The following is a 21,410-nucleotide window of genomic DNA, read 5'->3' on the forward strand; positions in this document are numbered from 1 at the left end:
CCGGGCCCGCCGGTCCGCGGGTGGTGCCTTCTTGAAGGGGGCGCGCGAAGCGCGCAGGGGGTGGTCCATCACGATATGGATTCGATCTGGCGCGACTGCTGGTACGCCTGGCCGAACCGGTTGGCCAGGAAGGTCGGCAGGTCGATCTGCTCCTGGCGGATGAATCCGCGTGTCGGCAGCTTACCCTCGCGGAACAAGTCGACGGCGGCGCAGATGCCGGCCGCCGTGGTGATCTGGATTGCGCTCAGCGGCGTTTCGCCATGGCGGTCCGCGAAGATCTTGCGCGCGAACACCTCTTGCACCAGGTGCCCGCGCCGCAGGCCGCTGACGGTGACGAACACCAGCACCACGTCCTGCATCGTCGCGGGCACGCTCTTGCGCAGCATGTGCTTCAGCGTGCCGGGGTCGGACCGGAGCTGCAATTCCTCGAGCAGGAACTTCATCAAGGCGCCGTGGCCGGGGTAGCGCACCGACTTGTAGTCGAGCGAGCGGACCCTGCCTTCCAGCGTCTCGCACAAGGTGCCGAGGCCGCCGGACGTGTTGAAGGCTTCGTACTCGACGCCATCGAGGGAGAAGTGCTCCAGGCCTTCGAGCGGCAGCAACTCGATGCGCTCGCCGTCGTGGATGGCCTCGCAAGGGTGGCAGTACTCGTTGATCAACCCGTCGACGCTCCAGGTGAGGTTGTACTTCAGGCTGTTGGTCGGAAAGGCGGGCAGGGCGCCCACGCGCATTTTCACGTCATGCAGCACGTCGAAGTCGCGCGCGAGATGGTGCGCGACGATACCGATGAAGCCGGGAGCCAGCCCGCATTGCGGCATGAAGGCGTTGGGTGCGCTGTCGGCCAGGCGCTTGATGGCCTGGGTCGCAGCCACGTCTTCGGTCAGGTCGAAGTAGTGACAACCCACCTCGCGTGCCTGTGTCGCGACGCCGATCGCAAGATGGTAGGGCAGCGCGTTGACGACCGTCGTGTGCCCGCGCATTACGGCACCCAGACGGCTCGGGTGTTCGGTGTCGGCGACGACGGTCGAGACCGCGTCGGTCGCCAGGCCGTCGAGCGCCGCTTCGTTCTTGTCGACCAGCGTTACCTGGTAATCGCCGCTTTCGCCGAGCAGCCGGGCAATGGTGCGGCCGATGTGGCCGGCACCGAGCAATACGACGCGCATGGGGGTCTCCTCTGGGTGGAATATGAGGAGCAGTCTAGGCAGTGATGTTGCCGGAAGATAGCGCGATATCGTCAAAAAGGATCGGTGCTTCGTCGAATCGGCGACAATTGTTGCCACATCGTCAGGAGAACCGATGAAGGCAATCGATTCGCTGGACCGCAGCCTGATCGTGCTGCTGCAGGCCAACGCGCGTGAGAACGCCGCCAACCTCGCCCGCAAGTTGGGCGTGGCCCGCACGACGGTGCTGGCGCGCCTGGCCCGGCTCGAGGCCCAGGGGGTCATCGTCGGCTACACGGTGCGGCTGGCGCGGGATGCGCAGGGGGCAGCGCTGCAGGCGTATGTCGGCATCACGGTGCAGCCGAAGTCCGGGCGCGACGTCACTCGGCGGCTGTCGAGCATGCCCGAGGTGCAGCAGCTGTGCGCGGTGAGCGGCGAATACGACTATGTCGCGTGGCTGCGTGCCGAGACGCCGGAACGGCTGGATGCGTTGCTCGACGAGATCGGCGAGGTCGAGGGCGTCGTGAAGACGACCACATCCATCGTGCTCGCAAAGCGCATCGACCGCCTCGCGTAGTGCGGCCCTAGTCCACCGGCAGCGGCGCGCTCGGCTTGATCTCTTCCATGCAGATCATCGAGCGCACGTCGTCGACGCCGGTCACCTGCATCAGCCGGTCGGTCAGGAACTGCGACAGCGACTTCAGGTCGCGCGCCACCACCTTCAGCAGGTAGTCGTGGTCGCCCGAGATGCAATGGCACTCGATGATCTCGGGGAAGGAGCGCAGGATCTGTTCGAGCTCGCGCACGCGGCCGAACTGCTCGCGGTCGATGTTGAGGTTCACATACGCCATCACGCCGTAGCCGAGCGATTCCCGGTCCACGTGGGCGGCGTAGCCCCGGATCACGCCGCGCTCTTCCAGGGCGCGCACCCGGCGCAGGCACTGCGGCGCCGACAGGTGCACCCGCTGCGCCAGTTCCACATTCGAAGCGCGACCGTCTTCCTGCAGCACTTTCAGGATCCGGCGGTCGATGGCATCCAGGTGTGCGCCAGCCATCGCGGGCCCTCCTATCACGCAAGAAAATTTCGTGTTCGATGCTAGATGCAAAAGAAATGGAGTGCAAATTTCCCCGCGAGGCGCCTAGAGTGGTGGCTTCAGCCACTGCTTCGCTGCACACCAGGGACTGCACAGCCATGAGCCAGACGACTCCCTCCCGGGCACCAGCCCTCGAAGACCGCTACGGCGCCCACAACTACGCGCCGCTGCCCGTCGTGCTGACGCGCGGCGAGGGCGTCCACCTGTGGGACGAGCAAGGGCGGCGCTACCTGGACATGATGTCCGCCTACTCGGCCGTCAGCTTCGGCCACAGCCATCCCGAGCTCGTGGCCGCGCTGACGCAGCAGGCACAGAGGCTGGCGATCGCCTCGCGCGCCTTCCACACCGACCGGCTCGGCCCCTTCCTCGAAAAGCTGTGCCGCATGACCGGCCTGGACCGTGCGCTGCCGATGAACACCGGCGCCGAAGCGGTCGAGACGGCGATCAAGGCCGCACGCAAGTGGGGCTACAAGGTCAAGGGGGTGCCGGAAGGCCAGGCGCAGATCATCGTGCCGGCAGGCAACTTCGCCGGGCGCACGACCACCATCGTCGGTTTTTCCAGCGAGGCCCAGTACCGCGACGGCTTCGGCCCCTTCGCGCCGGGCTTCGTGCACGTGCCCTATGGCGACATCGCAGCGCTCGAACGCGCGATCACGCCCGACACCGTGGCCTTTTTCCTCGAGCCGATCCAGGGCGAGGCCGGCATCGTCGTGCCGCCCGAGGGCTACCTGCGTGCCGCGCGCGAGCTGTGCACGCGCCACCACGTGCTGCTGATCTGCGACGAGGTGCAGACGGGGCTGGGGCGCACCGGCCGCCTGCTGGCCTGCCAGCACGAAGGCGTGACACCGGACGGCATCACGCTCGGCAAGGCGCTGGGCGGTGGCCTGCTGCCGGTGTCCGCCTTCGTGGCGCGCGAAGACGTGATGGCGGTGTTCACGCCCGGCGACCATGGCAGCACCTTCGGTGGCAACCCGCTGGCGGCTGCCGTCGGTCTGGCGGCGCTCGAGCTGCTGGAGCGCGAACGGCTTGCGGAAGGCGCCGACGAACTGGGCCGCCACCTGCGCCAGCGCCTGTTCGCGCTGAAGCACCCGGCCGTCACCGAGGTGCGCGGCAAGGGCTTGCTGGTGGGCGTGGAGATCGACCCTGGCTTCGCATCTGCGCGCGAGGTCTGCATGCGCCTGATGCACGAAGGCGTGCTGAGCAAGGACACGCACGACACGGTGGTGCGCCTCGCGCCGCCGTTGGTGGTCACGCGTGCGCAGCTCGACGAAGCGGTCGACGCGCTGCAGCGCGTGCTGCGCTCGCTCGAGCAGCCGTCGCGCCTGGCGGCCTGAACCCGGCCGCCTATCGGGGCAGCGCCGGCGGCAGCAGCCGGTCCAGCTTGTCCTCGACTTCGCCGATGTGCGCGGCCAGCACGTTGTTCGATTCGTCGAGGCTGCGTCGCAGCTGCCCCTCCATCGCGTCGAGCCGTGTGCGCAGCGCGGCCATCTCGGTTTCCAGCAAGCCGCGCAATTCGGTCAGGCGCGAGGCTTCGGCCTTCTCGGCCAACTGCATCTGCTGCTGCACGCTCTGACCGAAGCGTCGCGCGTCGACGAGTCGCTGCGCCTGCATGGCCGTCACGTAGACGAAAAACACCACCGCCTCCAGCGCGAGCAGCGCCAGCAGGATCACGCCCAGCGGCGCCTGCACGTTCCCGACGACCAGCGACAGCTCGGTCGGTGCGGTGAAGGCCGCCCAGTTGACGGCGGCAAACAGCGCGACCAGCGCCAGGGTGGCGAGCACCAGCAGGGTGCGCAAGGGCATGTCGTTCTCCTTGGGTGGTAAGCGATGCCCGGATGATGGCAGCGCCCGGGCAACGCGGGCGTTACGGCGGTTGCAGGGCGTCGACGGCCGGGTCCTTCTTTTCTTCGGGCGGCGTGGGCGTGTAGGGCGCGTCCTTGCATTCCCAGAACACCCGCGCGCGGCACGATGCGCACAGCCGCGGGTCGAGCCGTTTGAAGATCGCCTCGATCGCGGTGCGCTTGTCGGGGAAGATGTGGTCGCGCCCGAGCAGCTCGATGAAGCCGGTCTTCTCCCACATTTCCAGCACCTGCGGCCGTGGGCGGTGGAAGTAGAGGTCGCCGCCCATCGCGCGCCGCGCCATCAGCTCGGCCTGCCACAGCTCGGCACCCGCCAGGTCGATGAAATTCATGCTCTTGGCCATCACGAGCAGGTGGCGCGCGGCGTCGGGAGCGGCGCGCAGCTCGTGCAGGCGATCGGCCACGTGTTGGACGGCGCCGAAGTAGACCGAGCCTTCCATGCGCAGCAGCTTCAGCTGCGGGCACTCGGGCAGCGCGTTCGGCGTGTCGCTGACGACGACGAAGTGCCGCTCGGGCGACATGCTGTCGAAGCCCATCGGTCGCATCGCCGGCTTGGCCGTGCGGTACAGGTAGCTCACGAGCGACAGGATGGTGCCGAGCAGGATCGCCATCTCGAGCCGGATCGCCACGGTGGCCACCATCGTGGCCGCTGCAATGCCGAACTCGGTGCGGTTCAGCTGCGACAGCCGCCGCCAGCGCGGCACGTCGAGCAGCTTCCAGGCGACCAACACCAGCAGTCCTGCGATCGCCGGGAACGGTATCAGCGCCAGGGCCTGGGCGGTCGATGCGACCAGCGCGAGCAGCAGCGCGGCGGAAAAAACTGCCGCCAGCGGCGTGCGTGCGCCGGCTTCCAGGTTGGGCATCGAGCGATTCAACGAGCCGCACGACACATACGACGAGAAAAAGCCGCCGACAATGTTCGACAGCCCCTGGCCGAGGAACTCGCGGTTCGCGTCGATGCGCTGGCCGGAACGGGCGGCCACTGCCTTCGCGATCGAGATCGACTGCCCGAGTGCAACGATGGTCAAGGCGAAGGCCAGCCCCAGCAGGTCGGGCACGGTTTCCCAATCGATACGCGGCACATGGAAAGGCGGCCAAGCCGACGGCAGCACGCCGAGCGTGCGCACTGCCCACTCGCCGCCGCGGTCGTTCACGCTGACGGCGACAAGGGTACCTGCCGCCAGCCCGATCAGCATGTAGGGCCAGTGGCGCTTGAAGTGCCGCACGGCGAGCGCTGCGGCGAGCGTCACCATGCCGACCAGCACGGCGCCCGGATGGGCCTCGGCCGCGTGCGCGACGACGTATTGCAGCACGGCGCCAGCACTGATGCCGGCATCGGGGCCGAAGCCCAGGAAGTCTTTCAACGCATGCACCGCGATCAGGATCGCCGCGCCGCTGGTGAAGCCGAGCAATGCCGCCGGCGAGATGAAGTTGGCGATGGATCCCAGCCGCAGGCCGCCGATCAGCAACTGCATCACGCCGACCATCACGGTGATCACGAGCGCGAGTTCGATGTAGGGCGCGCTGCCGGCCAGAGCAAGCGGCGACAGCATCGCGAACAGCGCCAGCGAGTTGGCGTTGGTGGGGCCGGAGACGACATGCCAGCTCGAGCCGAACAGCGCAGCGACGATGCAGGGGACGATGGCCGCGTAGAGCCCGTGCTGCGGCGGCAGGCCGGCCAGCGTCGCGAAGGCGATGCCCTGCGGCAGCACAAGCACCGCGCCCAGCAGGCCGGCCAGCAGGTCGGCGCGCAGCGTGGCCGGCGAGACGAAGCGCACCCAGGCGCCGAACAGGCGAGGGACCACGGGCAATGGACGCGAGGAAGAAGTCATCGAAGTGAGGGGTGCACGCATGATAGGGCCACCCCATCATGCCGCCTCGCTTGTATGCTGTGCACCTTTGCACCGGCCGGGACGCCGCCATTCAAGAGCGCAGGCCCCGCCATGTCCTGGTTGAGGGAGTCATGATCTCGAGATTCACGCTGAATTGCGCGGTGTTCGCGCGTACGAGCCTGTGCTTGGCGGCGCTGGCGCTTGGCGTCGCCGCTTGCGGGGGCGGCGGCAGCGACGCCGGCACGCCGCCGTTCGCCAGCGACGGCCCGGGCGTGTCGCCCTTTCCCCCCGACGATGGCAACGGCGGCTCCATCGGTGCGTCCAGCCAGTACGCAGGCGTCCTGACCAATTCAGCGCCGGGCGCCGGTGCCCAGGCCAGCGACTGGTCGGCAACGAGCTGCACGTCCGAGCGGCAACGTTACTGGGTGCGTGCCGACCTGAACGAGGACTATCTCTTCTACGACGCGCTGCCGAGCATCGATCCTTTGGCGTACGTCGGCCCGACCGACGTGTTCTACCAGATGACCCGGGTCAGCCTCGCCTCGCGGGACCGCTTCAGCTTCGTGATTGCGCAGAGCGAAGCGGACGCCACCTTCCAGGCCGGCACGGCGACCGGCACCGGTGCCAGCTTCGCCTACGATGGCCAGAACCGGTTGCGGGTGGCCTATGTCGAGACGGGCTCGCCGGCAGATGGGCAACTGGTGCGCGGCGCGCAGATCGTGTCGATCGACGGCACGCCGGTCGGCAGCGAGCTCACCGACGTCCAGTCTGCGGCCCTCTACCCGGAGGCGGCAGGCGGCACGATCGCGCTCGGCGTGAAGACGACACCCGCTGATGCAACGACGGCCACGGTGTCGCTCACCAATGCGGTCTACACGCTGCATCCGGTGCACCGCAGCGACCTGCTGCCGGACGGCGTCGGCTACCTGCACTACACCGACTTTTCCTCTCCGGCGGGCGAGCTGCAGCTGGCCGACGCGATCGCCGCGTTCGCCGACCAGGGCGTGTCCGACCTGGTGCTCGACCTGCGCTACAACGGCGGCGGCTATCTCGCCATCTCGTCCCAGCTCGGCTACATGCTGGCCGGGGCGGGGCGCACGGCGGACAAGACCTTCGAGACACTGGTGCACAACCGCAAGCGCCGGGACGACGACGTCGCCTACCCGTTCTTCGACGAGGTCATCGGTTTCGCCGGTACCGAGCGCGAGGGCGAGGCCCTGCCTTCGTTGAACCTGTCGCGCGTGTTCGTGCTGGTCTCGGGCAACACCTGCTCGGCCAGCGAATCGCTGATCAGCGGCTTGCGAGGCATCGGGCTCGAGGTCGTCCTGATCGGTCGCACCACCTGCGGCAAGCCTTACGGCTTCACGCAGGAGAACAACTGCACCCTGGCGTATTTCCCGCTCGAGTTCGAAGGCCGCAATCACCTGGGGCAGACCTTTCCCGCCAGCGGCATCACGCCGACGTGCACGGTGGCGGACGACTTCGATCGAGCGCTCGGCTCGACGACCGAGGGCATGCTGGCCGCGGCCTTGGCCTACCGGTCGACCGGATCGTGTACGGTGGCGTCGGAGCAGTCCCTGCAATCGGAGCGCCCGCATGCCGGAAAGATCGAAGCCAGATCGCCGTTGCGCGAAATCAAGCTGCTGCGCCGTTGAGGCAGGGCCCGCTGCTGCGCGGCTGAGCGTCGCAGCTGCGGCCGCGTTCATGCTGGGGTGCGCGCCCGCGCCGCCCTTGCAGGCCAACGAGGCCTGCCCCTTCGAGACATTGCAGCGAACGGCCGGGGACTTGTCGGGCCGCCCCGTGCGCCTGGCCCCGGATGCGTTCTTTTCCGGCCCGGTGCTGCTGCAGTCCGCCGCGCAGCACCACAGCGGCCGCATGATCGAGCCGCCCGAACGCCTGAGCCTGCAGTCGGTAGGGGGGCGGTGTGTGATGCGCCACCTGCCCAGTGGACGCGAGCAGGCGCTGGCCGCCGCGTGCTGCGAGCTCGGGGCCCCGCCAGCCGCTGCGGTCCCGCGCTGAAAGACCCGGGGAGGACAACTCGCCCATGAAAATCTGCATCTACGGCGCCGGTGCGATCGGCGGTTTTATCGGGGCTCGGTTGGCCGCGTGTGGCGTGTCGGTCGCGGCCGTTGCCCGGGGCGCTACCGCCGAAGCGTTGCGGACGCGTGGCTGGCGGCTGCAGACGCCGGGCGGCGTCGCATCCTGGCCGACAGCCGGGGTCAGCCCGAACCCCTCGGAGCTCGGCGCTCAGGATCTGGTGGTCGTGGCCGTCAAGGCACCTGCATTGGCCGCGGTGGCCGCCGGCATCGCTCCGCTGCTTGCGCCGCACACCGTGGTGTTGACCGCCATGAACGGCGTGCCGTGGTGGTTTTTCGAAGGGGTGTCCGGCGCGCACGCGGGAATGCAGCTGGACGCGGTCGATCCTGGGGGCCGTATCGCCGCGGCGATTCCGGCGCAGCATGTGGTCGGCTGCGTCGTGCATGCCACCTGCTCGACACCCGAGCCGGGTCTGGTCCGCCACGGCTTCGGCCAACGGCTCGTCCTCGGCGAGCCGCGCGGCGGCGCCAGCGCCCGCCTGGAATCGCTGGTGGGGCTGCTGTGCAAGGCCGGCTTCGACGCAGAGGCGTCGATGCATATCCAGCAGGACATCTGGTACAAGCTGTGGGGCAACATGACGATGAACCCGGTCTCGGCACTGACCGGCGCCACGTGCGACCGCATCCTCGACGACCCGCTGGTGCGCCGCTTCTGCCTCGACGTGATGGCCGAGGCCAAAGCCGTCGGCGAGCGCATCGGCTGCTCCATCGAGCAAAGCGGCGAAGACCGCAATGCCGTCACGCGCAAGCTGGGTGCCTTCAAGACCTCGATGCTGCAGGACGTCGAAGCCGGTCGCCCGATCGAGCTGGATGCGCTGGTCACCGTGGTGCACGAGATCGGGTGCAAGCTCGGGATCGCCACGCCGAACATCGATGCCCTGCTCGGGCTGGTGCGGTTGCAGGCCCAGGTGAGGGGCCTGTATCCCGCTTAGGGTCGGCGAGCTTCGGTCACCGATCGCGACCACACGCTGTGTGGTTGAGGGTTCGGGTGGCGCCGCCCGGACTCGGGCCCTTGTGCCGCTATACGAGCGAGTACGTGAGTTCCACTTCAGCAGCGGCGGCGTCCACGAGCTTCGGGCTCGCCACCGTGGACAGAGCGAGCTCGTGAAACGGGATTGCTCCGGCAGGCTCGTGACACCACAGCTCGCCGTCACTCAGCGCTCGAAGCGCAGGCGACGGCTGGAACCTGTACGTCAGTCTCAATTGACTGAGCGCGTCGTCGCCTCGCGCGCGTTGCTCGATGAACTGCCGCGTGATGGAGAGTTCAAAGGACGGGCCCGCGCCCCAGTCGTGCGGGCCCCATTGCAACAAGAGCATCTCCCCATCGGGTCCCGTGCACCCGTCGGCGCGGATGACCTGGTAGAAGGAGACCATCTGCCCGATACCCGATCGGGGGGTGCTCCGTGCCAATGTCACGCCACGCTGGGCAGCGAAGGCAATGAACGCGGCGTGGGAGTTGGCGGGTGTCATGGTGCTGCGCGTGGCCCGGGGGCGCGTGTGTGGCGCCACCGCTGAACAATGGCCCGTGCTCAGCGCGGCCGTGCCCTACCTCTCCACTCCAGCCCGGCCATGGCCAGCACGAACGCGGCCTGGGCGAGAACGAAGGTCAGCCCGAGCGCCGTCGGAGTGAACGCGATCCATGCGACCCAGAGGCTTGCGGCCGACCAGGCCAAGTTGCCGAGGACGATCAGCCACACCAGCATCGGCGAAGGGCGTGTCTGTCTGGCTGCGATCCACATGAGCGCGGCACAAGGCAGGAGGACCAGGCCCGCCCCCTGGAGCAAGGTGGCCGGCAAGCCCAGCAAGGGGCTGAGGCTGGCGCTGAACACAGTGAGACCGAGCCCCAGGAGCAGGCAGCTCATCGCGTCCAGCGTGAGTACCGTCCTGAGGGTGGGCAGGCGCGAACCGAGGCGTTGCACGGGGAGAGCTTGACTCATGGCGTGTTTTTGTCAAAAGCGAGACGGCCAGTCTCGGACGGCAAGGCGTCGCCGTCGACTACCTCACAGGTCGTTGCCCCGGCGCCCGGGGCTCCTGACTCGCTGGAGGGCGAAAGCAGTGCGGCCGTGCGGCGTGGCGTCGACGCAGCGGCATCAGTCCTGCGGGGTTTCCGCGTCGCCGTCCGCGTCGTGCATGGCGGCCGAGCGCTCCCACACGCGTTTCATCAACTTGCGCAGGGTGGCGCGTTCTGCAGCTCCCAGCTCGGACAGCAAGCGCTGCTCGGCAGCGATCGTGTACGGGACGACCTCGTCGTAGACGGCCTGCCCGGTGGCGGTCAGATGCAAGATGATTCTTCGCCTGTCCGAAGGGTCGATGCGGCGCTCGACGTATCCGAGTTCGTCCAGCAGATTCAGCGCCCTCGACAAATTGACGCTGTCCATGGCGGATCGCTTGGCGATCTCCTTGGCGGTGACCGGTTGCAATTCACCGAGGTGCGCCATGACGCGCCAAGCCGCGGCCGACACGCCGAAACGCTCGCGGCACAGCGCGTGAACCGTGCCACCCACACGATTGCTGATGACCGAGAACTGATAGAGCAGGCTGGTCTCGAGACGCAGTAAGCGAGGAGCGGCACTTGCCGGCATGATGCCCATTCCATTGAAAAAACTTCATTGTGAAGCGAAATCGTTGCGCCCCTTCGTGCGACGCCAGGCGTCTGCTCCCTTCGACGGTCGGCCGAGCGCCCCCGATGCGGACGTGCCCCATGCCGGCCCGCTGCGCTCGTCGGTCATGCTGCCGCCGGTTGCGCGGCGGGTGGCCGGGATTCGGCACTCGCCGTGTCGCTGTCGAGCGCTTGCAGTACGGCAACTGTGGCTGCATCCACCGGGAACCACAGTTCCGCGCGCAGAGGCGCCCATGCGGTGTCCGGCGGCAAGCCGACGACCGTCTGGATCGCCGAGAACGACAGCACGCCGAGGGGGGTGTCCAGCACGATGTTCAAGCAGGTCGACGACGGAGCGCGGGCGGTGCAGGCGTCGAGCGCACCGTAGCGGCCCCGTAGCGCCGTCTCGACGGCATCGACCCGCGGCCCGAGGGCAGGCCTTGCCCACTGCTCGACGCGAAGCTGTGCGAGAAGCGCGGCGGCGATCGCGACGGGCTGTCGCGCCCGGCTCAGCCATCCGCTCGGGTGCACGAGCGACGCCAGCATGTCGAGCCGGTCTGCTTCTCGCGGGACCTCCGGCATCAAAAGCTCGCATAGCCGTCGCGCGGCGGGGTTCATGCCGACAATCCACCAGTCCTGGTTGAAGACCAGGCCCGGGCTCGGGTGATGCAGTGAGATCGTCCGGTGCAACAGAGCTTCGACCTCTGCCTGAGGCTTGGCGGCAGGGTCGAGCACCGGGGTGGGCGCATAACCGGCCAACAGCAGGGCGACATTGCACAGCGAACGGGGGGCGTCGACCTCTCGCATCCACGCCATCAACAAGGACCGGCTCGGATGGGACCGCCCTTTCTCGACAAACCCGACGTGGCGCTGCGACACGCCCAGGCGCAACGCCAGTTCCAGCTGGCTGAGCCCTCTCGCCCGGCGGGCTGAACGCAGCAAGGCCGCCAGGTTTTCGTCCATCCGCATCGCCGTCCCTCACATTCAGTCATCGATCGCAAATAATAATTGCATAATGAAATTAATGCCAAATGAAATTGTTTGGTGGCGCTCGTGGCTGGCCGATGACGTGCCGCAGCGGTGCGCGCACAGGTGTGTGCCCGTATCGGCTCCTGTCACCGTCCCGAGAGCGTGGCTGCACCTGCCAGGTAGTTGATGCGGGCCTCGAGCGCGCCTAGCGTCTCGGCCATTCAACGACCATCTTGAAATACCGGTCCGCCTGAGAACCGATATCGCCGCAACCGTGCTAAAGGAATGAACGGAAATGAAGATCTTCGAGGCGATCGCGCTGGCGTCGACAGTGCTTCTCATGACGGCTTGCGGGGGCGGCTCGAACAAGGGAGACGGCACCGAACAGCCGTCGGAACCCCCGGGCCCGCCTTCCTCGTCCTGCATTCCGTCGCCTCGCGTGGGGCCGTCCCACGACGCCTTGCTCCCGCTGTCTCCCGAGACAGCCTCGGCAGGTGGAACCTGGAGCGGCGTGGAGATCTCGGGGACCATATCGCAGCTGGCGCCGGACCGTGCATTGGCCCTGAGCGACTGCATCATCCGGGGGTCGCTCGTGTGGGTGGGGCGATTGACGCTGGAGCGTTGCATCGTCGAGGGCAGCGTGGCCCAGGAGACGGGGTGGATGCCTGCGTGGTCCACCCATCCGGAGCTTGCCCGCTGGACGCTGCGCAACACCCACATTCACGGCCGTGGACAGACAGTCGGGCTGCGTCCCAACGGTCGCACGCTGTACGACGCGGCCAGCCGCCGGCCGCTGCTGGTAGAGGACTCCATCGTCGAGATCGGACAGACCCAGCCGCCGGCGCATTCGGAGGCGATGCAGATGCTGGGTGGACGGGACCAGACTTTCCGCCGCGTCGTGTTCCGGAACAATGGCGTGTTCACGAACGCGCAGACGGCCGTGATCTTTTCGAAGGCCTCCGAAGTCAGATTCGAGGATTCAGCCATTCTTGCCGAGCCGGTGCCCGCCGGCGCGCAACCTGCCACCGGCCACTACACCCTGTACCTTGGCCACCCGACCACCTTCAAGAACACAGTGATCCAGCGAGGACTTGCAGGGCGCGTATTTCCGCAGGAGCAAATGAACGCCGTCGATGGCGGCGGCAACCGCGACGAGCTGTGTCGTCCCATCACCTTGCCATGAGCACCGGCTTGCGGGCGTTCGCCGTGGCGGCGAGTTCGAGCGCCGACCCGATGCCGAGGGCTGGCTCGACGCGGGAATCTTGATGTTTTTTGGTAGGCCGTGCAGGGCTCGAACCTGCGACCAAAGGATTATGAGTCCTCTGCTCTAACCAACTGAGCTAACGGCCCGTATCCGGCGCACACGCGGGCCGGAACCGCGCATTGTAGGCCGCTACTTCTGGCTCAATGCGTTGGACACCAGCCGCGCGGTGATGTCGACAATCTGGATCATGCGGTCATAAGCCATGCGGGTGGGGCCGATCACGCCCAAGGTGCCGACGATCTGGCCGTGCACCTCGTACGGGGCCGAGACGACCGACAGCTCTTCGTACGGCACCACCTGGCTCTCGCCGCCGATGTAGATGCGCACGCCTTCGGCCCGGCTGGAGACGTCCAGCAGCCGCATCAGCTGGGTCTTCTGTTCGAACAGGTCGAACAGCTTGCGCAGCGAGGCCAGGTCGCTGGAAAAGTCCTGGACCTGCAGCAGGTTGCGCTCGCCGGAGATGACGACCTGGTCATCGTCTTCGGCCATCACTTCGGTGCCGGCCTGCACGGCCGCCTGCATCAGGGCCGCGATTTCGCCGCGCAGCGCTTCGATCTCGCTCTTCAGCCGGCCGCGCACTTCCTCGATCGTCAGGCCGGCGTAATGGGTGTTCAGGAAGTTCGTCGCCTCGACGAGCTCGGACTCGGCATAGTCGTGCTCGGTGAAGATCACCCGGTTCTGCACGTCGCCGTCCGGGGCGACCAGGATCACCAGCACGCGGCGGTCCGACAGCCGCAGGAACTCGATGTGGCGGAACACCGACGGCTTGCGCGGTGTCGTGACGACGCCGACGAACTGCGACAGGCTGGACAGCATCTGCGCCGCATTGGCGATCACGCGCTTGGGCTGGTCCGGCTGCAGCTGGCTGGCGACAGTGGGCGTCGCTTCGGCATCGAGCGCACGTGCCGTCAGCATCGTGTCGACGAACAGGCGATAGCCGCGTGGCGTGGGGATGCGCCCCGCGGAGGTGTGCGGGCTGGCGATCAGGCCGAGTTCTTCGAGGTCGGCCATCACGTTGCGGATGGTGGCCGGAGACAGCTCGAGCCCCGAGGCCCGGGAAAGCGTGCGCGAACCGACCGGCTGCCCGTCGGCGATATAGCGCTCGACCAGCGCCTTCAACAGCATCCTGGAGCGGTCGTCCAACATGCAAAAGATTGTAGGTCGCGGCTTCCCCCTGCGGGTAGGGCATTGTTGTCAGCGCCATTGTTCGCGACGTCGACTGGGGGTTTTCGCAGGGGGATCCCCCCCTCCAGCGCCCCCGGAATGCGGGGGGTGCTGTGGTGTAATCCCGCCCATGCAGTCGCGCTTTCGCCACGTCGCATTGATCGGCAAATACCAGGCTCAAGGCATCGAGCCGGTACTGGAAGACATTGCCCAGTTCATCCTAAGGCAAGGGGCCGAGGTGACGCTCGAGCACGACACGGCGCAGAACACCGGCCTCGCGGGCTATCCCACGCTGGACGTCGACGGCATCGGCGCCGCCTGCGACCTCGCGGTGGTGATCGGCGGCGACGGCACCATGCTGCACATCGCGCGCGAACTGGCGCGCTACGGCCTGCCGCTGATCGGCATCAATCAGGGCCGCCTGGGTTTCATCACCGACGTGCCGGTCAACGACGTGCGCGCGGCGCTGGGGTCCATGCTGCGCGGCGACTACGAAGAAGAACACCGCACCATGCTCGAAGGGCAGGTGCTGCGCGACGGCGAGGTGATCTTCGACGGCTTCGCGATGAACGACGTGGTCGTCAGCCGCGGCGCGACCGCCAGCATGGTGGAACTGCGCGTCGACGTCGACGCGCAGTTCATGGCGAACCTGCGTGCGGATGGCCTGATCGTTGCGTCGCCGACCGGCTCGACGGCCTATGCGCTGTCGGCCGGCGGGCCGATCCTGCACCCGGCGATCAAGGGCTGGGTGCTGGTGCCGATTGCGCCGCACACGCTGTCGAACCGGCCCATCGTGCTGCCGGATGCGAGCGAAGTGACGGTCGAGATCGTCGCCGGCCGCGACGCGAGCGTGAATTTCGACATGCAAAGCCTCGCCAGCCTGTTGCACGGCGACCGCATCCGGGTGCAGCGCTCGGCGCACCAGGTACGCTTTCTGCACCCGCGCGGCTGGAGCTATTACGCGACGCTGCGCAAGAAGCTGCATTGGAACGAGGGAGTGGGGGCCTGATGCTGCGTCGCATCTCCTTGCGGGATTTCGTGATCGTCAGCGAGCTCGACGTCGAGTTCGAGCGCGGCTTTTCCGTGCTGACCGGCGAAACGGGTGCCGGCAAATCCATCCTCATCGATGCGTTGCAACTGGCGCTCGGCAGCCGTGGCGACGCAGGTGTCGTGCGCGAAGGCGCCCAGCGCACCGAAATCACCGCGGTGTTCGACACGCCGTCGGCGTTGCACGACTGGCTGGAAGAGGCCGGCTTCGACACCGGCGACGAGTTGCTGCTGCGGCGCACGATCGACGCGCTGGGAAAAAGCCGCGCATGGATCAACGGCAGCGCCGCGACGATGGCGCAGCTCAAGACGGCCGGTGAGCACCTGCTCGACATCCATGGCCAGCATGCGTGGCAAAGCCTCACGCGCAATGACTCCGTGCGGGCACTGCTGGACGCGTACGCCGGCACCGACTTGAAGCCGCTGGCGACGGCGTGGCAGGCATGGCGCGACGCGCAGCAACTGCTCGACGACGCGCGCTCGCGCCAGGCTGACCTGGAGCGCGAGCGCGAGCGGCTGGCGTGGCAGATCGGCGAGGTCGACAAGCTCGCGCCCGGCAGCGACGAGTGGGCGGATCTGAACGCCGAGCACAAGCGGCTGAGCCATGCGCAGGCCTTGCTCGACGCGGTGCAGGGCGCACTGGAGGCCGTCTCCGAGGCTGACGGCAGTGCCGACGAACTGACCGGCCGCGCGGTCGAGAACCTGCAGGCGGTGGCCGAGTACGACGAGTCGCTGGCCGCCGTGATCGACGTGCTGACGGGCGTGCAGGCGCAGCTGCAGGACGCCTCGCACAGCCTGCACGGCTATCTGCGTCACGCCGAACTCGACTCCGGTCGGCTGCAGGAACTGGACGAGCGGCTGTCGGCCTGGATCAGCCTGTCGCGCCGCTATCGCCGTGCGCCGGAGGAGCTGCCCGCGCTGCTCGACAGCTGGAAAGACGAGCTGCGCCGGCTCGACGCTGCGACCGATCTCGAGGCGCTGGAGCGAGCGGCCGCAGCTGCGCGCAAGCGATACGACGAAGCAGCGAAGCAGGTGTCGCAGGCCCGCAGGCAGGCCGCCCCCCCGCTGGCGGAAACCGTGACGCAGGCGATGCAGGCCCTGGGCATGGGCGGCGGGCGTTTCGACGTGGCCCTGGTGCGGCTCGACGCGCCGCAATCCTTCGGGCTGGAATCGATCGAGTTTCTGGTCGCCGGCCACGAGGGCAGCACGCCGCGGCCGCTCGCCAAGGTGGCATCGGGCGGCGAGCTGTCGCGCATCGCGCTCGCGATCGCGGTCACCACCAGCCGTCTCGGCGAGGCCGGCACACTCATCTTCGACGAGGTCGACGCCGGCGTCGGCGGCGCGGTGGCAGATACCGTCGGCCGCCTGATGAAACAGCTGGGCAGCGACCGCCAGGTGCTGGCCGTCACGCACCTGCCCCAGGTCGCCGCCTGCGCCGACCATCATTACGTCGTCAGCAAAGCCAGTCGCGACGGCACCACGACCAGCGAAGTGCACCCGGTGACCGGTGAACAGCGCGTGGCTGAGATCGCCCGCATGCTGGGCGGCCAGCAGCTGTCGGGCACCAGCTTCGCGCATGCACAGGAAATGCTCGCCACGGCCCTCGCGGCGCCGGGCACCACCTCCACGGAAGCGCCCCCGCGAGGCCGCAAGCGCTCATGAGCGACATGCCGGTCGAAGAGCGCAACGCGCTGCACGAGGTGGTGCTGATCACCGGCATCTCCGGCTCAGGCAAGTCGGTGGCGCTGCATGCGCTCGAAGACGCCGGCTATTTCTGCGTCGACAACCTGCCGCCCGAGTTGATCGAAAGTTTCGTGGCGCTCGAGCATTCCCGTTTCACGCCGCGCGTGGCGATTGCTGCCGACGTGCGCAGCGCTCGCTCGCTGCCGCACCTGCTGCCGGCGATGGCGAAGCTGCGAGACGGCGGTGTCACGGTGCGTTCGGTCTTTCTCGACGCCTCGACCGACACGCTGGTGCGCCGCTTCTCCGAGACACGTCGCCGGCATCCGCTGTCCGATGCCAGGCACGACCGTGACGATGCGCACCGGGCGTTGATCGAGGCCATCGAGCTGGAGCGCGAGCTGCTGTCCGACCTGCGGCAGACCTCCACCGTGGTCGACACCAGCGAGCTGCGTCCGGCCCAGCTGCGCAGCTGGATCAAGAACGTCGTGCAGGCGCCGGCGGCCAAGCTGACGCTGGTGTTCGAATCCTTTGCCTTCAAGCACGGCGTGCCGCTGGACGCCGACTACATGTTCGACGTGCGCGTGCTGCCCAACCCGTACTACATCCGCGAGCTGCGGCCGCAGACCGGCCGCGACGCCGATGTGATCGACTATCTCGAAGCCCAGCCGGAAGTGCCGGAGATGGTGGCCCAGATCGAGGCTTTCATCCGCCGCTGGCTGCCGGCTTTCGAACAGGACCAGCGCAGTTATCTCACCGTGGCGATCGGCTGCACCGGGGGGCAGCACCGTTCGGTGTACTGCGTGGAACAACTGGCCAAGCGCTTCACGGCTCGCGGCACCACCTTGACACGCCATCGCGAACTCGATGCGCGTGATGCCACTGCATGAGCATTCCCGCAGAACCCTCCCTACTCCCGCTGTTTCCGCTGCAGTCCGTGTTGTTCCCCGAAGGCCTGTTGAGCCTGAAGGTCTTCGAGGCTCGCTACCTGGATCTGATCGGCAACTGCCTGCGCGAGAGCAAGCCCTTCGGTGTGGTGGCGTTGCTGCGCGGTGCTGAGGTCAAGCGCGACGGCGAGCCGGTCGAATTCGAGAGCGTCGGCTGCGTGGCGGAGCTGCTCGAAGTCGACAGCGCTCAGCCGGGCATCCTGCAGGTGCGCTGCCGCGGCGGGCAACGCTTTTCGGTGATCGACAGCCAGCAGGCGTCCAACGGCCTGTGGACGGCGCAGGTCGAGTACATCGAGCCCGATCCGCAGCAACTGCCGACCGAGGACTTGCTCGGCTCGGCCAAGGGCCTGGCCAACGCCATCCAGGTGATGAAGCGGCGCAACCAGGCGCCGTTCCTCGAACCCTACCGTTTCGAGGACGCCGGATGGATTGCCAACCGGTGGTGCGAGATCCTGCCCATCCCGCTGGCAGCACGACAGAAGCTGATGGAGCTGCCCGACGCACTGGTGCGCCTGCAACTGGTCGACCAGTTCCTGCGCCAGAAGGGCATCTTGCAGGACTGAGGACCGTCGTGTTTCAGCGTAGCGACAGCAGCTTGCGCAACGGGGCCGGCAGGCCGATGTCGGGCAGGCGCTCGTAGCGCACCCACTGCCCGCCGCTCCAGCGCGGCGCCTCTTCCAGCGGCAGCTTGATCGGGTGCAGCACCCAGTCGAAATGCGTCAGCGCGTGCTCGATGGTCGGCTGTGCAACCGCGGCGCTGCCGTGCGCCCCCGCAGCTTCGTGCAGTGCATCGAGCGTCGCGAATTCGGGCAGGCTGAAAAGGCCGCCCCAGACGCCCGTGTCCGGGCGCTGCGTCAGCCACACCGCGTCTTCGTGCTCGGCCCACAGCCACCAGTTCTCGCGCCGAGAGCGCTTGAGCTTGCGCGTCTTGACCGGGTAGGCGTCGGGCCGGCTCTCGGCGCTGGCACGGCATAGCGGTTGCACCGGGCACAGCAGGCAGCTCGGCGATCGCGCCAGGCACAGGGTAGCGCCCAGGTCCATCAGGCCTTGTGTGTAGCTTTCGATGCCTTCGGCCGGCAGCAGGCCTTCGGCCAATGCCCACAACTCCCGCTCGTGACGGCTCTGGGCGAGGTCGTGGCCAAACCCGAGCACACGCGTCAGCACGCGCTTGACGTTGCCGTCGAGGATGGCGGCCCGCTCGCTGAAGCAGAAGGCGGCGATGGCCGCTGCGGTGGAGCGGCCGATGCCCGGCAGTTGTTCGAGTTCAGCGGCGGCGCGCGGGAAGCTGCCGCGGTGCTCATCGCGCACGGCCTGCGCGCAGCGGTGCAGGTTGCGGGCACGGCTGTAGTAGCCGAGTCCGCTCCAGGCCGCCAGCACGTCGTCCAACGGCGCGTCGGCCAGCGCGAGCACATCGGGAAAACGCTGCAGGAAGCGGTCGTAGTAGCCGAGCACCGTGCTGACCTGCGTCTGCTGCAGCATGATCTCGGACAGCCACACGCGATACGGGTCGCGCGTGCGTTGCCAAGGCAGCTGGTGGCGGCCGTGCTGGTGCTGCCAGCTGATCACCCGGGGCGCAAACTCGGTCTGGAGGCGAGCGAGATCGACCGTGCGCGGCTGCGGCATGGCGTACGGGTGGGCCCGTCAGGCGCGCGCGGCTGCGACGTCGCCCAGCGGCAGCTCGATCGTCACGGCGTCGATCCCGCCCATCGGCAGCGGGCCGGTCGCGGACACTTCGATGCCCTCGATCAGCGTGGCCAGGCGTGCCTGCAAGTGGCGCAGGCGTTCTTCCTGGGCGCTGACTTCCTGAATGCGGGACTCGAGTTCGTTGCTGGCCAGCTGCACGCGCTCGAGCGACTCGCGCCGGCGTTTGAAGTTGCGGCGACGCTCGCGCAGCTGTGAATCGATCTGCGCCGAGGCGGTCTTGTTCCAGAGTTCCAGCTCGCTGCTCGCGCCTTCGAACACCACCCGCAGCTTGGACACCAGCATGCGGCGGAACTGCTCCATGAAGCGGTTCTGCGACAGGCGCATCGCGTGCGACAGCCCCAGATACTGCATGTAGTTGCGCTCGATCAGGTCCAGGTCGGCGATGAAGCGCGACAGGTCCGCTGCTGGCGGCACCGACAGGCCGAAGCCGAATTCGGCGTTCAGCTTGGTGAACGATGCCCCGAGCATGTCGTGGATCTCGTGGCCCTTGACCTGCGCCTTCTTCAGGTGCTCGCGCAAGGCGGCACACATGTCCGAGAAGGTGCGCTTGACGCCGAAGTTGAGCACCGCGGTGCGCAGCTTTTCCTGCAGGGCTTCGGTGTGTTCGCGCAGCACGTCGTTGCTGATGGTCAGCAGCGCGTCCTTCAGCATGCGCGTGTGCACCGAACGCATGGCCTGCACGCGAGCGATGCATTGCTCGAATTCCGCGCTCTCGGCGTCAACGCGCTTGAGCATCACGCCCACCATGCCGGAATTCTTGCCGCGCAGGCCGCGCAGTTCGAGCAGCTGCTCGGCCAGTTGTCGGCGGCGGTCGTTCAGGCGGCGACCGATCTGCGCCGTGATCTGGCCGGTGCCGGCGAGCACCACGCGCTCCAGCACCTCGCGGCGCTGCGGCAGCAACTGGTGGCCCAGCGCGTCCTCGAGCGCCAGGATGCGGCTCGAGCGCAGGATGTCCGCGTCGCCGCTGACCCGGCCCGCCAGCGCCTGTTTGGCCGAGATCGGAAACACGCGGTTTTCGGGGATGTCCAGCGTCTGCGACGTCATCGCCCGCTGGCGCGCGATGTGGATCTCGACCTCGGCGCTCGGGCTCAACGGGTCGGTCAACGTGTCGATCTTGTTGAGTGCGACGTAGCGGGCCAGCGGCTGGCCGCACAGATGGTCGCGCCACATTGCCAGGTCGGACTTCGTGACACCGGTGTCGGCCGCCAGGATGAATACCGTGGCATGCGCCGACGGCAGCAGGCTCACCGTGAGCTCGGGCTCGGCGCCGATGGCGTTGAGGCCCGGCGTGTCGAGCACCACCAGGCCGCGCTTGAGCAGCGGGTGCGGGTAGTTGATGATCGCGTGGCGCCAGGCCGGCACCTCCACCATGCCGGCACTGTCGCGCGGGGGGTTGTCGTCGGGGCGTGCGTCGTCCCAGAAGCCCAGGTCGCGCGCGGTGTCCAGCGGCACCTTCTTGGTGCGCATCACCTGCAGCAGCTCTTCGGCCAGCAGGTCGGGACGCTTGACGTTCAGCTCGGTTTGCTTCCACGCGCTGGGGTGGCCACGCAAATCGGACAGCGAGGCGCTGCCGAGCCGGGAATCGATGTCGAGCAGCCTCAGCATCGGCGGCTCCTCGGCGTCGTAGCTGAGTTCGACAGGGCACATCGTCGTGCGCCCGGGCGTGGCCGGCAGGATGCGCCGGCCGGTGTCGGCGAAGAAGATCGCGTTGATCAGCTCGGATTTGCCGCGCGAGAACTCGGCGACGAATGCCACCACCAGCTTCTCGCTGGACAGCCGCAGCGTCAGCGAATCCAGCAGCTCCGAGGCCGGCTGGTCCAGCAGGTCATGGTCGAACAGGAAGCGCGAGAGCTCGCCGAGCCTCGATTCCAGATCGGCGCGCCATGCGCCGAGCGCATCGAGCTTGTTCGCAAAGGACGGCACCATGGAGACAACGCGGCAGGCAGTGGGGGACCCGCGAATGGTAGCCCATGGCGTCGCAATGCAAGCCCGGGC

General features: G+C 67.8%; 21 protein-coding genes, 1 tRNA gene and 1 pseudogene. 10 read left to right on the forward strand and 13 right to left on the reverse strand.

The window, feature by feature from the left end:
* Nucleotides 1-68: 68 nt before the first annotated feature.
* Nucleotides 69-1,163, reverse strand: coding sequence for a saccharopine dehydrogenase family protein (locus tag M8A51_RS03895; protein WP_251776813.1), 1,095 nt, complete (start codon nt 1,161-1,163; stop codon nt 69-71).
* Between the two features lie 133 nt (nt 1,164-1,296).
* Here M8A51_RS03895 and M8A51_RS03900 point away from each other — a divergent pair, with 133 nt between their 5' ends.
* Nucleotides 1,297-1,737, forward strand: a complete 441-nt coding sequence (locus tag M8A51_RS03900; protein ID WP_251776814.1) for an Lrp/AsnC family transcriptional regulator — start codon at nt 1,297-1,299, stop codon at nt 1,735-1,737.
* Between the two features lie 7 nt (nt 1,738-1,744).
* Here M8A51_RS03900 and M8A51_RS03905 read toward each other — a convergent pair whose 3' ends face one another.
* Complete coding sequence (locus tag M8A51_RS03905) at nt 1,745-2,215, reverse strand: Lrp/AsnC family transcriptional regulator (RefSeq protein ID WP_251776815.1); 471 nt, start codon at nt 2,213-2,215, stop codon at nt 1,745-1,747.
* A 137-nt stretch (nt 2,216-2,352) separates the two neighbouring features.
* On the opposite strand from M8A51_RS03905, the gene rocD reads away from it, so the two are divergent.
* On the forward strand, nt 2,353-3,588 hold the full coding sequence (rocD, locus tag M8A51_RS03910; protein WP_251776816.1) for an ornithine--oxo-acid transaminase: 1,236 nt from the start codon (nt 2,353-2,355) through the stop codon (nt 3,586-3,588).
* Nucleotides 3,589-3,598: 10 nt separating this feature from the next.
* Here the strand turns inward: rocD and M8A51_RS03915 are convergent, their stop codons facing one another.
* Nucleotides 3,599-4,057, reverse strand: coding sequence for a LapA family protein (locus tag M8A51_RS03915; RefSeq protein WP_251776817.1), 459 nt, complete (start codon nt 4,055-4,057; stop codon nt 3,599-3,601).
* Nucleotides 4,058-4,118: 61 nt separating this feature from the next.
* Entirely contained in the window at nt 4,119-5,966 is a 1,848-nt protein-coding gene (locus M8A51_RS03920; RefSeq protein WP_251776818.1) for a SulP family inorganic anion transporter, read from the reverse strand.
* Between the two features lie 110 nt (nt 5,967-6,076).
* Between M8A51_RS03920 and M8A51_RS03925 the strand changes: the two genes are divergently transcribed.
* The 3 genes from M8A51_RS03925 to M8A51_RS03935 all read left to right on the forward strand — a co-directional run bounded on the left by M8A51_RS03925 (nt 6,077) and on the right by M8A51_RS03935 (nt 8,973).
* Nucleotides 6,077-7,600: a S41 family peptidase gene (locus M8A51_RS03925; RefSeq protein ID WP_251776819.1), complete on the forward strand. Its 1,524-nt coding sequence runs from the start codon at nt 6,077-6,079 to the stop codon at nt 7,598-7,600.
* A gap of 130 nt (nt 7,601-7,730) precedes the next feature.
* On the forward strand, nt 7,731-7,964 hold the full coding sequence (locus M8A51_RS03930; RefSeq protein WP_251776820.1) for a hypothetical protein: 234 nt from the start codon (nt 7,731-7,733) through the stop codon (nt 7,962-7,964).
* A 25-nt stretch (nt 7,965-7,989) separates the two neighbouring features.
* Entirely contained in the window at nt 7,990-8,973 is a 984-nt protein-coding gene (locus M8A51_RS03935; RefSeq protein ID WP_251776821.1) for a 2-dehydropantoate 2-reductase, read from the forward strand.
* Nucleotides 8,974-9,061: 88 nt separating this feature from the next.
* On the opposite strand, the gene M8A51_RS03940 is transcribed toward M8A51_RS03935, so the two are convergent.
* The 5 genes and pseudogenes from M8A51_RS03940 to M8A51_RS26455 all read right to left on the reverse strand — a co-directional run.
* The gene (locus M8A51_RS03940) at nt 9,062-9,511 is read right to left on the reverse strand and encodes a hypothetical protein (protein ID WP_251776822.1); all 450 of its coding nucleotides are present in this window, start codon (nt 9,509-9,511) and stop codon (nt 9,062-9,064) included.
* 59 nt (nt 9,512-9,570) lie between these two features.
* Entirely contained in the window at nt 9,571-9,978 is a 408-nt protein-coding gene (locus M8A51_RS03945; protein WP_251776823.1) for a hypothetical protein, read from the reverse strand.
* A gap of 153 nt (nt 9,979-10,131) precedes the next feature.
* Nucleotides 10,132-10,632 (reverse strand): MarR family winged helix-turn-helix transcriptional regulator, encoded by a 501-nt coding sequence (locus tag M8A51_RS03950; RefSeq protein ID WP_251776824.1) that lies wholly within the window; start codon nt 10,630-10,632, stop codon nt 10,132-10,134.
* Nucleotides 10,633-10,766: 134 nt separating this feature from the next.
* Nucleotides 10,767-11,447 (reverse strand): MmyB family transcriptional regulator, encoded by a 681-nt coding sequence (locus M8A51_RS03955; RefSeq protein ID WP_251776825.1) that lies wholly within the window; start codon nt 11,445-11,447, stop codon nt 10,767-10,769.
* 63 nt (nt 11,448-11,510) lie between these two features.
* Nucleotides 11,511-11,609, reverse strand: a pseudogene (locus M8A51_RS26455) (helix-turn-helix domain-containing protein); the annotation flags it as partial.
* A gap of 295 nt (nt 11,610-11,904) precedes the next feature.
* Here M8A51_RS26455 and M8A51_RS03960 point away from each other — a divergent pair.
* Complete coding sequence (locus tag M8A51_RS03960) at nt 11,905-12,792, forward strand: hypothetical protein (protein WP_251776826.1); 888 nt, start codon at nt 11,905-11,907, stop codon at nt 12,790-12,792.
* Nucleotides 12,793-12,882: 90 nt separating this feature from the next.
* Here M8A51_RS03960 and M8A51_RS03965 read toward each other — a convergent pair.
* A tRNA-Ile gene (locus tag M8A51_RS03965) sits at nt 12,883-12,959 on the reverse strand.
* 43 nt (nt 12,960-13,002) lie between these two features.
* Complete coding sequence (gene hrcA / locus M8A51_RS03970) at nt 13,003-14,019, reverse strand: heat-inducible transcriptional repressor HrcA (protein WP_251776827.1); 1,017 nt, start codon at nt 14,017-14,019, stop codon at nt 13,003-13,005.
* Nucleotides 14,020-14,167: 148 nt separating this feature from the next.
* Here hrcA and M8A51_RS03975 point away from each other — a divergent pair, with 148 nt between their 5' ends.
* From M8A51_RS03975 to M8A51_RS03990, 4 genes are read left to right on the forward strand one after another with little or no spacing between them, the layout of a single operon-like run.
* Nucleotides 14,168-15,046 (forward strand): NAD kinase, encoded by an 879-nt coding sequence (locus tag M8A51_RS03975; RefSeq protein ID WP_251776828.1) that lies wholly within the window; start codon nt 14,168-14,170, stop codon nt 15,044-15,046.
* Nucleotides 15,046-16,746, forward strand: coding sequence for a DNA repair protein RecN (recN, locus tag M8A51_RS03980; protein WP_251776829.1), 1,701 nt, complete (start codon nt 15,046-15,048; stop codon nt 16,744-16,746). The genes M8A51_RS03975 and recN overlap by 1 nt, the downstream gene beginning before the upstream one ends.
* 5 nt (nt 16,747-16,751) lie before the next feature.
* Nucleotides 16,752-17,654 carry an RNase adapter RapZ gene (gene rapZ / locus M8A51_RS03985; RefSeq protein WP_251777038.1) on the forward strand — a complete coding sequence of 301 codons (903 nt, stop codon included), beginning with the start codon at nt 16,752-16,754 and terminating at the stop codon, nt 17,652-17,654.
* On the forward strand, nt 17,651-18,274 hold the full coding sequence (locus M8A51_RS03990) for an LON peptidase substrate-binding domain-containing protein (RefSeq protein ID WP_251776830.1): 624 nt from the start codon (nt 17,651-17,653) through the stop codon (nt 18,272-18,274). Before rapZ ends, M8A51_RS03990 begins: the two co-directional genes overlap by 4 nt.
* 13 nt (nt 18,275-18,287) lie before the next feature.
* Here M8A51_RS03990 and mutY read toward each other — a convergent pair whose 3' ends face one another.
* Together mutY and M8A51_RS04000 are read right to left on the reverse strand one after the other, a co-directional pair.
* Nucleotides 18,288-19,334: an A/G-specific adenine glycosylase gene (mutY, locus tag M8A51_RS03995; RefSeq protein ID WP_251776831.1), complete on the reverse strand. Its 1,047-nt coding sequence runs from the start codon at nt 19,332-19,334 to the stop codon at nt 18,288-18,290.
* Between the two features lie 18 nt (nt 19,335-19,352).
* The gene (locus M8A51_RS04000) at nt 19,353-21,341 is read right to left on the reverse strand and encodes a dynamin family protein (RefSeq protein WP_251776832.1); all 1,989 of its coding nucleotides are present in this window, start codon (nt 21,339-21,341) and stop codon (nt 19,353-19,355) included.
* Between the last annotated feature and the right edge of the window lie 69 nt (nt 21,342-21,410).

The sequence above is a fragment of the Caldimonas mangrovi genome (genome assembly GCF_023721835.1).
GTDB lineage: Bacteria > Pseudomonadota > Gammaproteobacteria > Burkholderiales > Burkholderiaceae_C > Caldimonas > Caldimonas mangrovi.

Coding starts and splice junctions, on each gene's coding strand:
- M8A51_RS03945 (WP_251776823.1), bottom strand. CDS start 9,978: ATGAGTCAAGCTCTCCCCGTGCAACGCCTCGGTTCGCGCCTGCCCACC.
- M8A51_RS03925 (WP_251776819.1), top strand. CDS start 6,077: ATGATCTCGAGATTCACGCTGAATTGCGCGGTGTTCGCGCGTACGAGC.
- M8A51_RS03975 (WP_251776828.1), top strand. CDS start 14,168: ATGCAGTCGCGCTTTCGCCACGTCGCATTGATCGGCAAATACCAGGCT.
- M8A51_RS03950 (WP_251776824.1), bottom strand. CDS start 10,632: ATGGGCATCATGCCGGCAAGTGCCGCTCCTCGCTTACTGCGTCTCGAG.
- M8A51_RS03960 (WP_251776826.1), top strand. CDS start 11,905: ATGAAGATCTTCGAGGCGATCGCGCTGGCGTCGACAGTGCTTCTCATG.
- M8A51_RS03895 (WP_251776813.1), bottom strand. CDS start 1,163: ATGCGCGTCGTATTGCTCGGTGCCGGCCACATCGGCCGCACCATTGCC.
- M8A51_RS03935 (WP_251776821.1), top strand. CDS start 7,990: ATGAAAATCTGCATCTACGGCGCCGGTGCGATCGGCGGTTTTATCGGG.
- rapZ (WP_251777038.1), top strand. CDS start 16,752: ATGCCGGTCGAAGAGCGCAACGCGCTGCACGAGGTGGTGCTGATCACC.
- mutY (WP_251776831.1), bottom strand. CDS start 19,334: ATGCCGCAGCCGCGCACGGTCGATCTCGCTCGCCTCCAGACCGAGTTT.
- rocD (WP_251776816.1), top strand. CDS start 2,353: ATGAGCCAGACGACTCCCTCCCGGGCACCAGCCCTCGAAGACCGCTAC.
- M8A51_RS04000 (WP_251776832.1), bottom strand. CDS start 21,341: ATGGTGCCGTCCTTTGCGAACAAGCTCGATGCGCTCGGCGCATGGCGC.
- recN (WP_251776829.1), top strand. CDS start 15,046: ATGCTGCGTCGCATCTCCTTGCGGGATTTCGTGATCGTCAGCGAGCTC.
- M8A51_RS03990 (WP_251776830.1), top strand. CDS start 17,651: ATGAGCATTCCCGCAGAACCCTCCCTACTCCCGCTGTTTCCGCTGCAG.
- M8A51_RS03900 (WP_251776814.1), top strand. CDS start 1,297: ATGAAGGCAATCGATTCGCTGGACCGCAGCCTGATCGTGCTGCTGCAG.
- M8A51_RS03915 (WP_251776817.1), bottom strand. CDS start 4,057: ATGCCCTTGCGCACCCTGCTGGTGCTCGCCACCCTGGCGCTGGTCGCG.
- M8A51_RS03940 (WP_251776822.1), bottom strand. CDS start 9,511: ATGACACCCGCCAACTCCCACGCCGCGTTCATTGCCTTCGCTGCCCAG.
- M8A51_RS03920 (WP_251776818.1), bottom strand. CDS start 5,966: ATGCGTGCACCCCTCACTTCGATGACTTCTTCCTCGCGTCCATTGCCC.
- M8A51_RS03955 (WP_251776825.1), bottom strand. CDS start 11,447: ATGCGAGAGGTCGACGCCCCCCGTTCGCTGTGCAATGTCGCCCTGCTG.
- hrcA (WP_251776827.1), bottom strand. CDS start 14,019: ATGTTGGACGACCGCTCCAGGATGCTGTTGAAGGCGCTGGTCGAGCGC.
- M8A51_RS03905 (WP_251776815.1), bottom strand. CDS start 2,215: ATGGCTGGCGCACACCTGGATGCCATCGACCGCCGGATCCTGAAAGTG.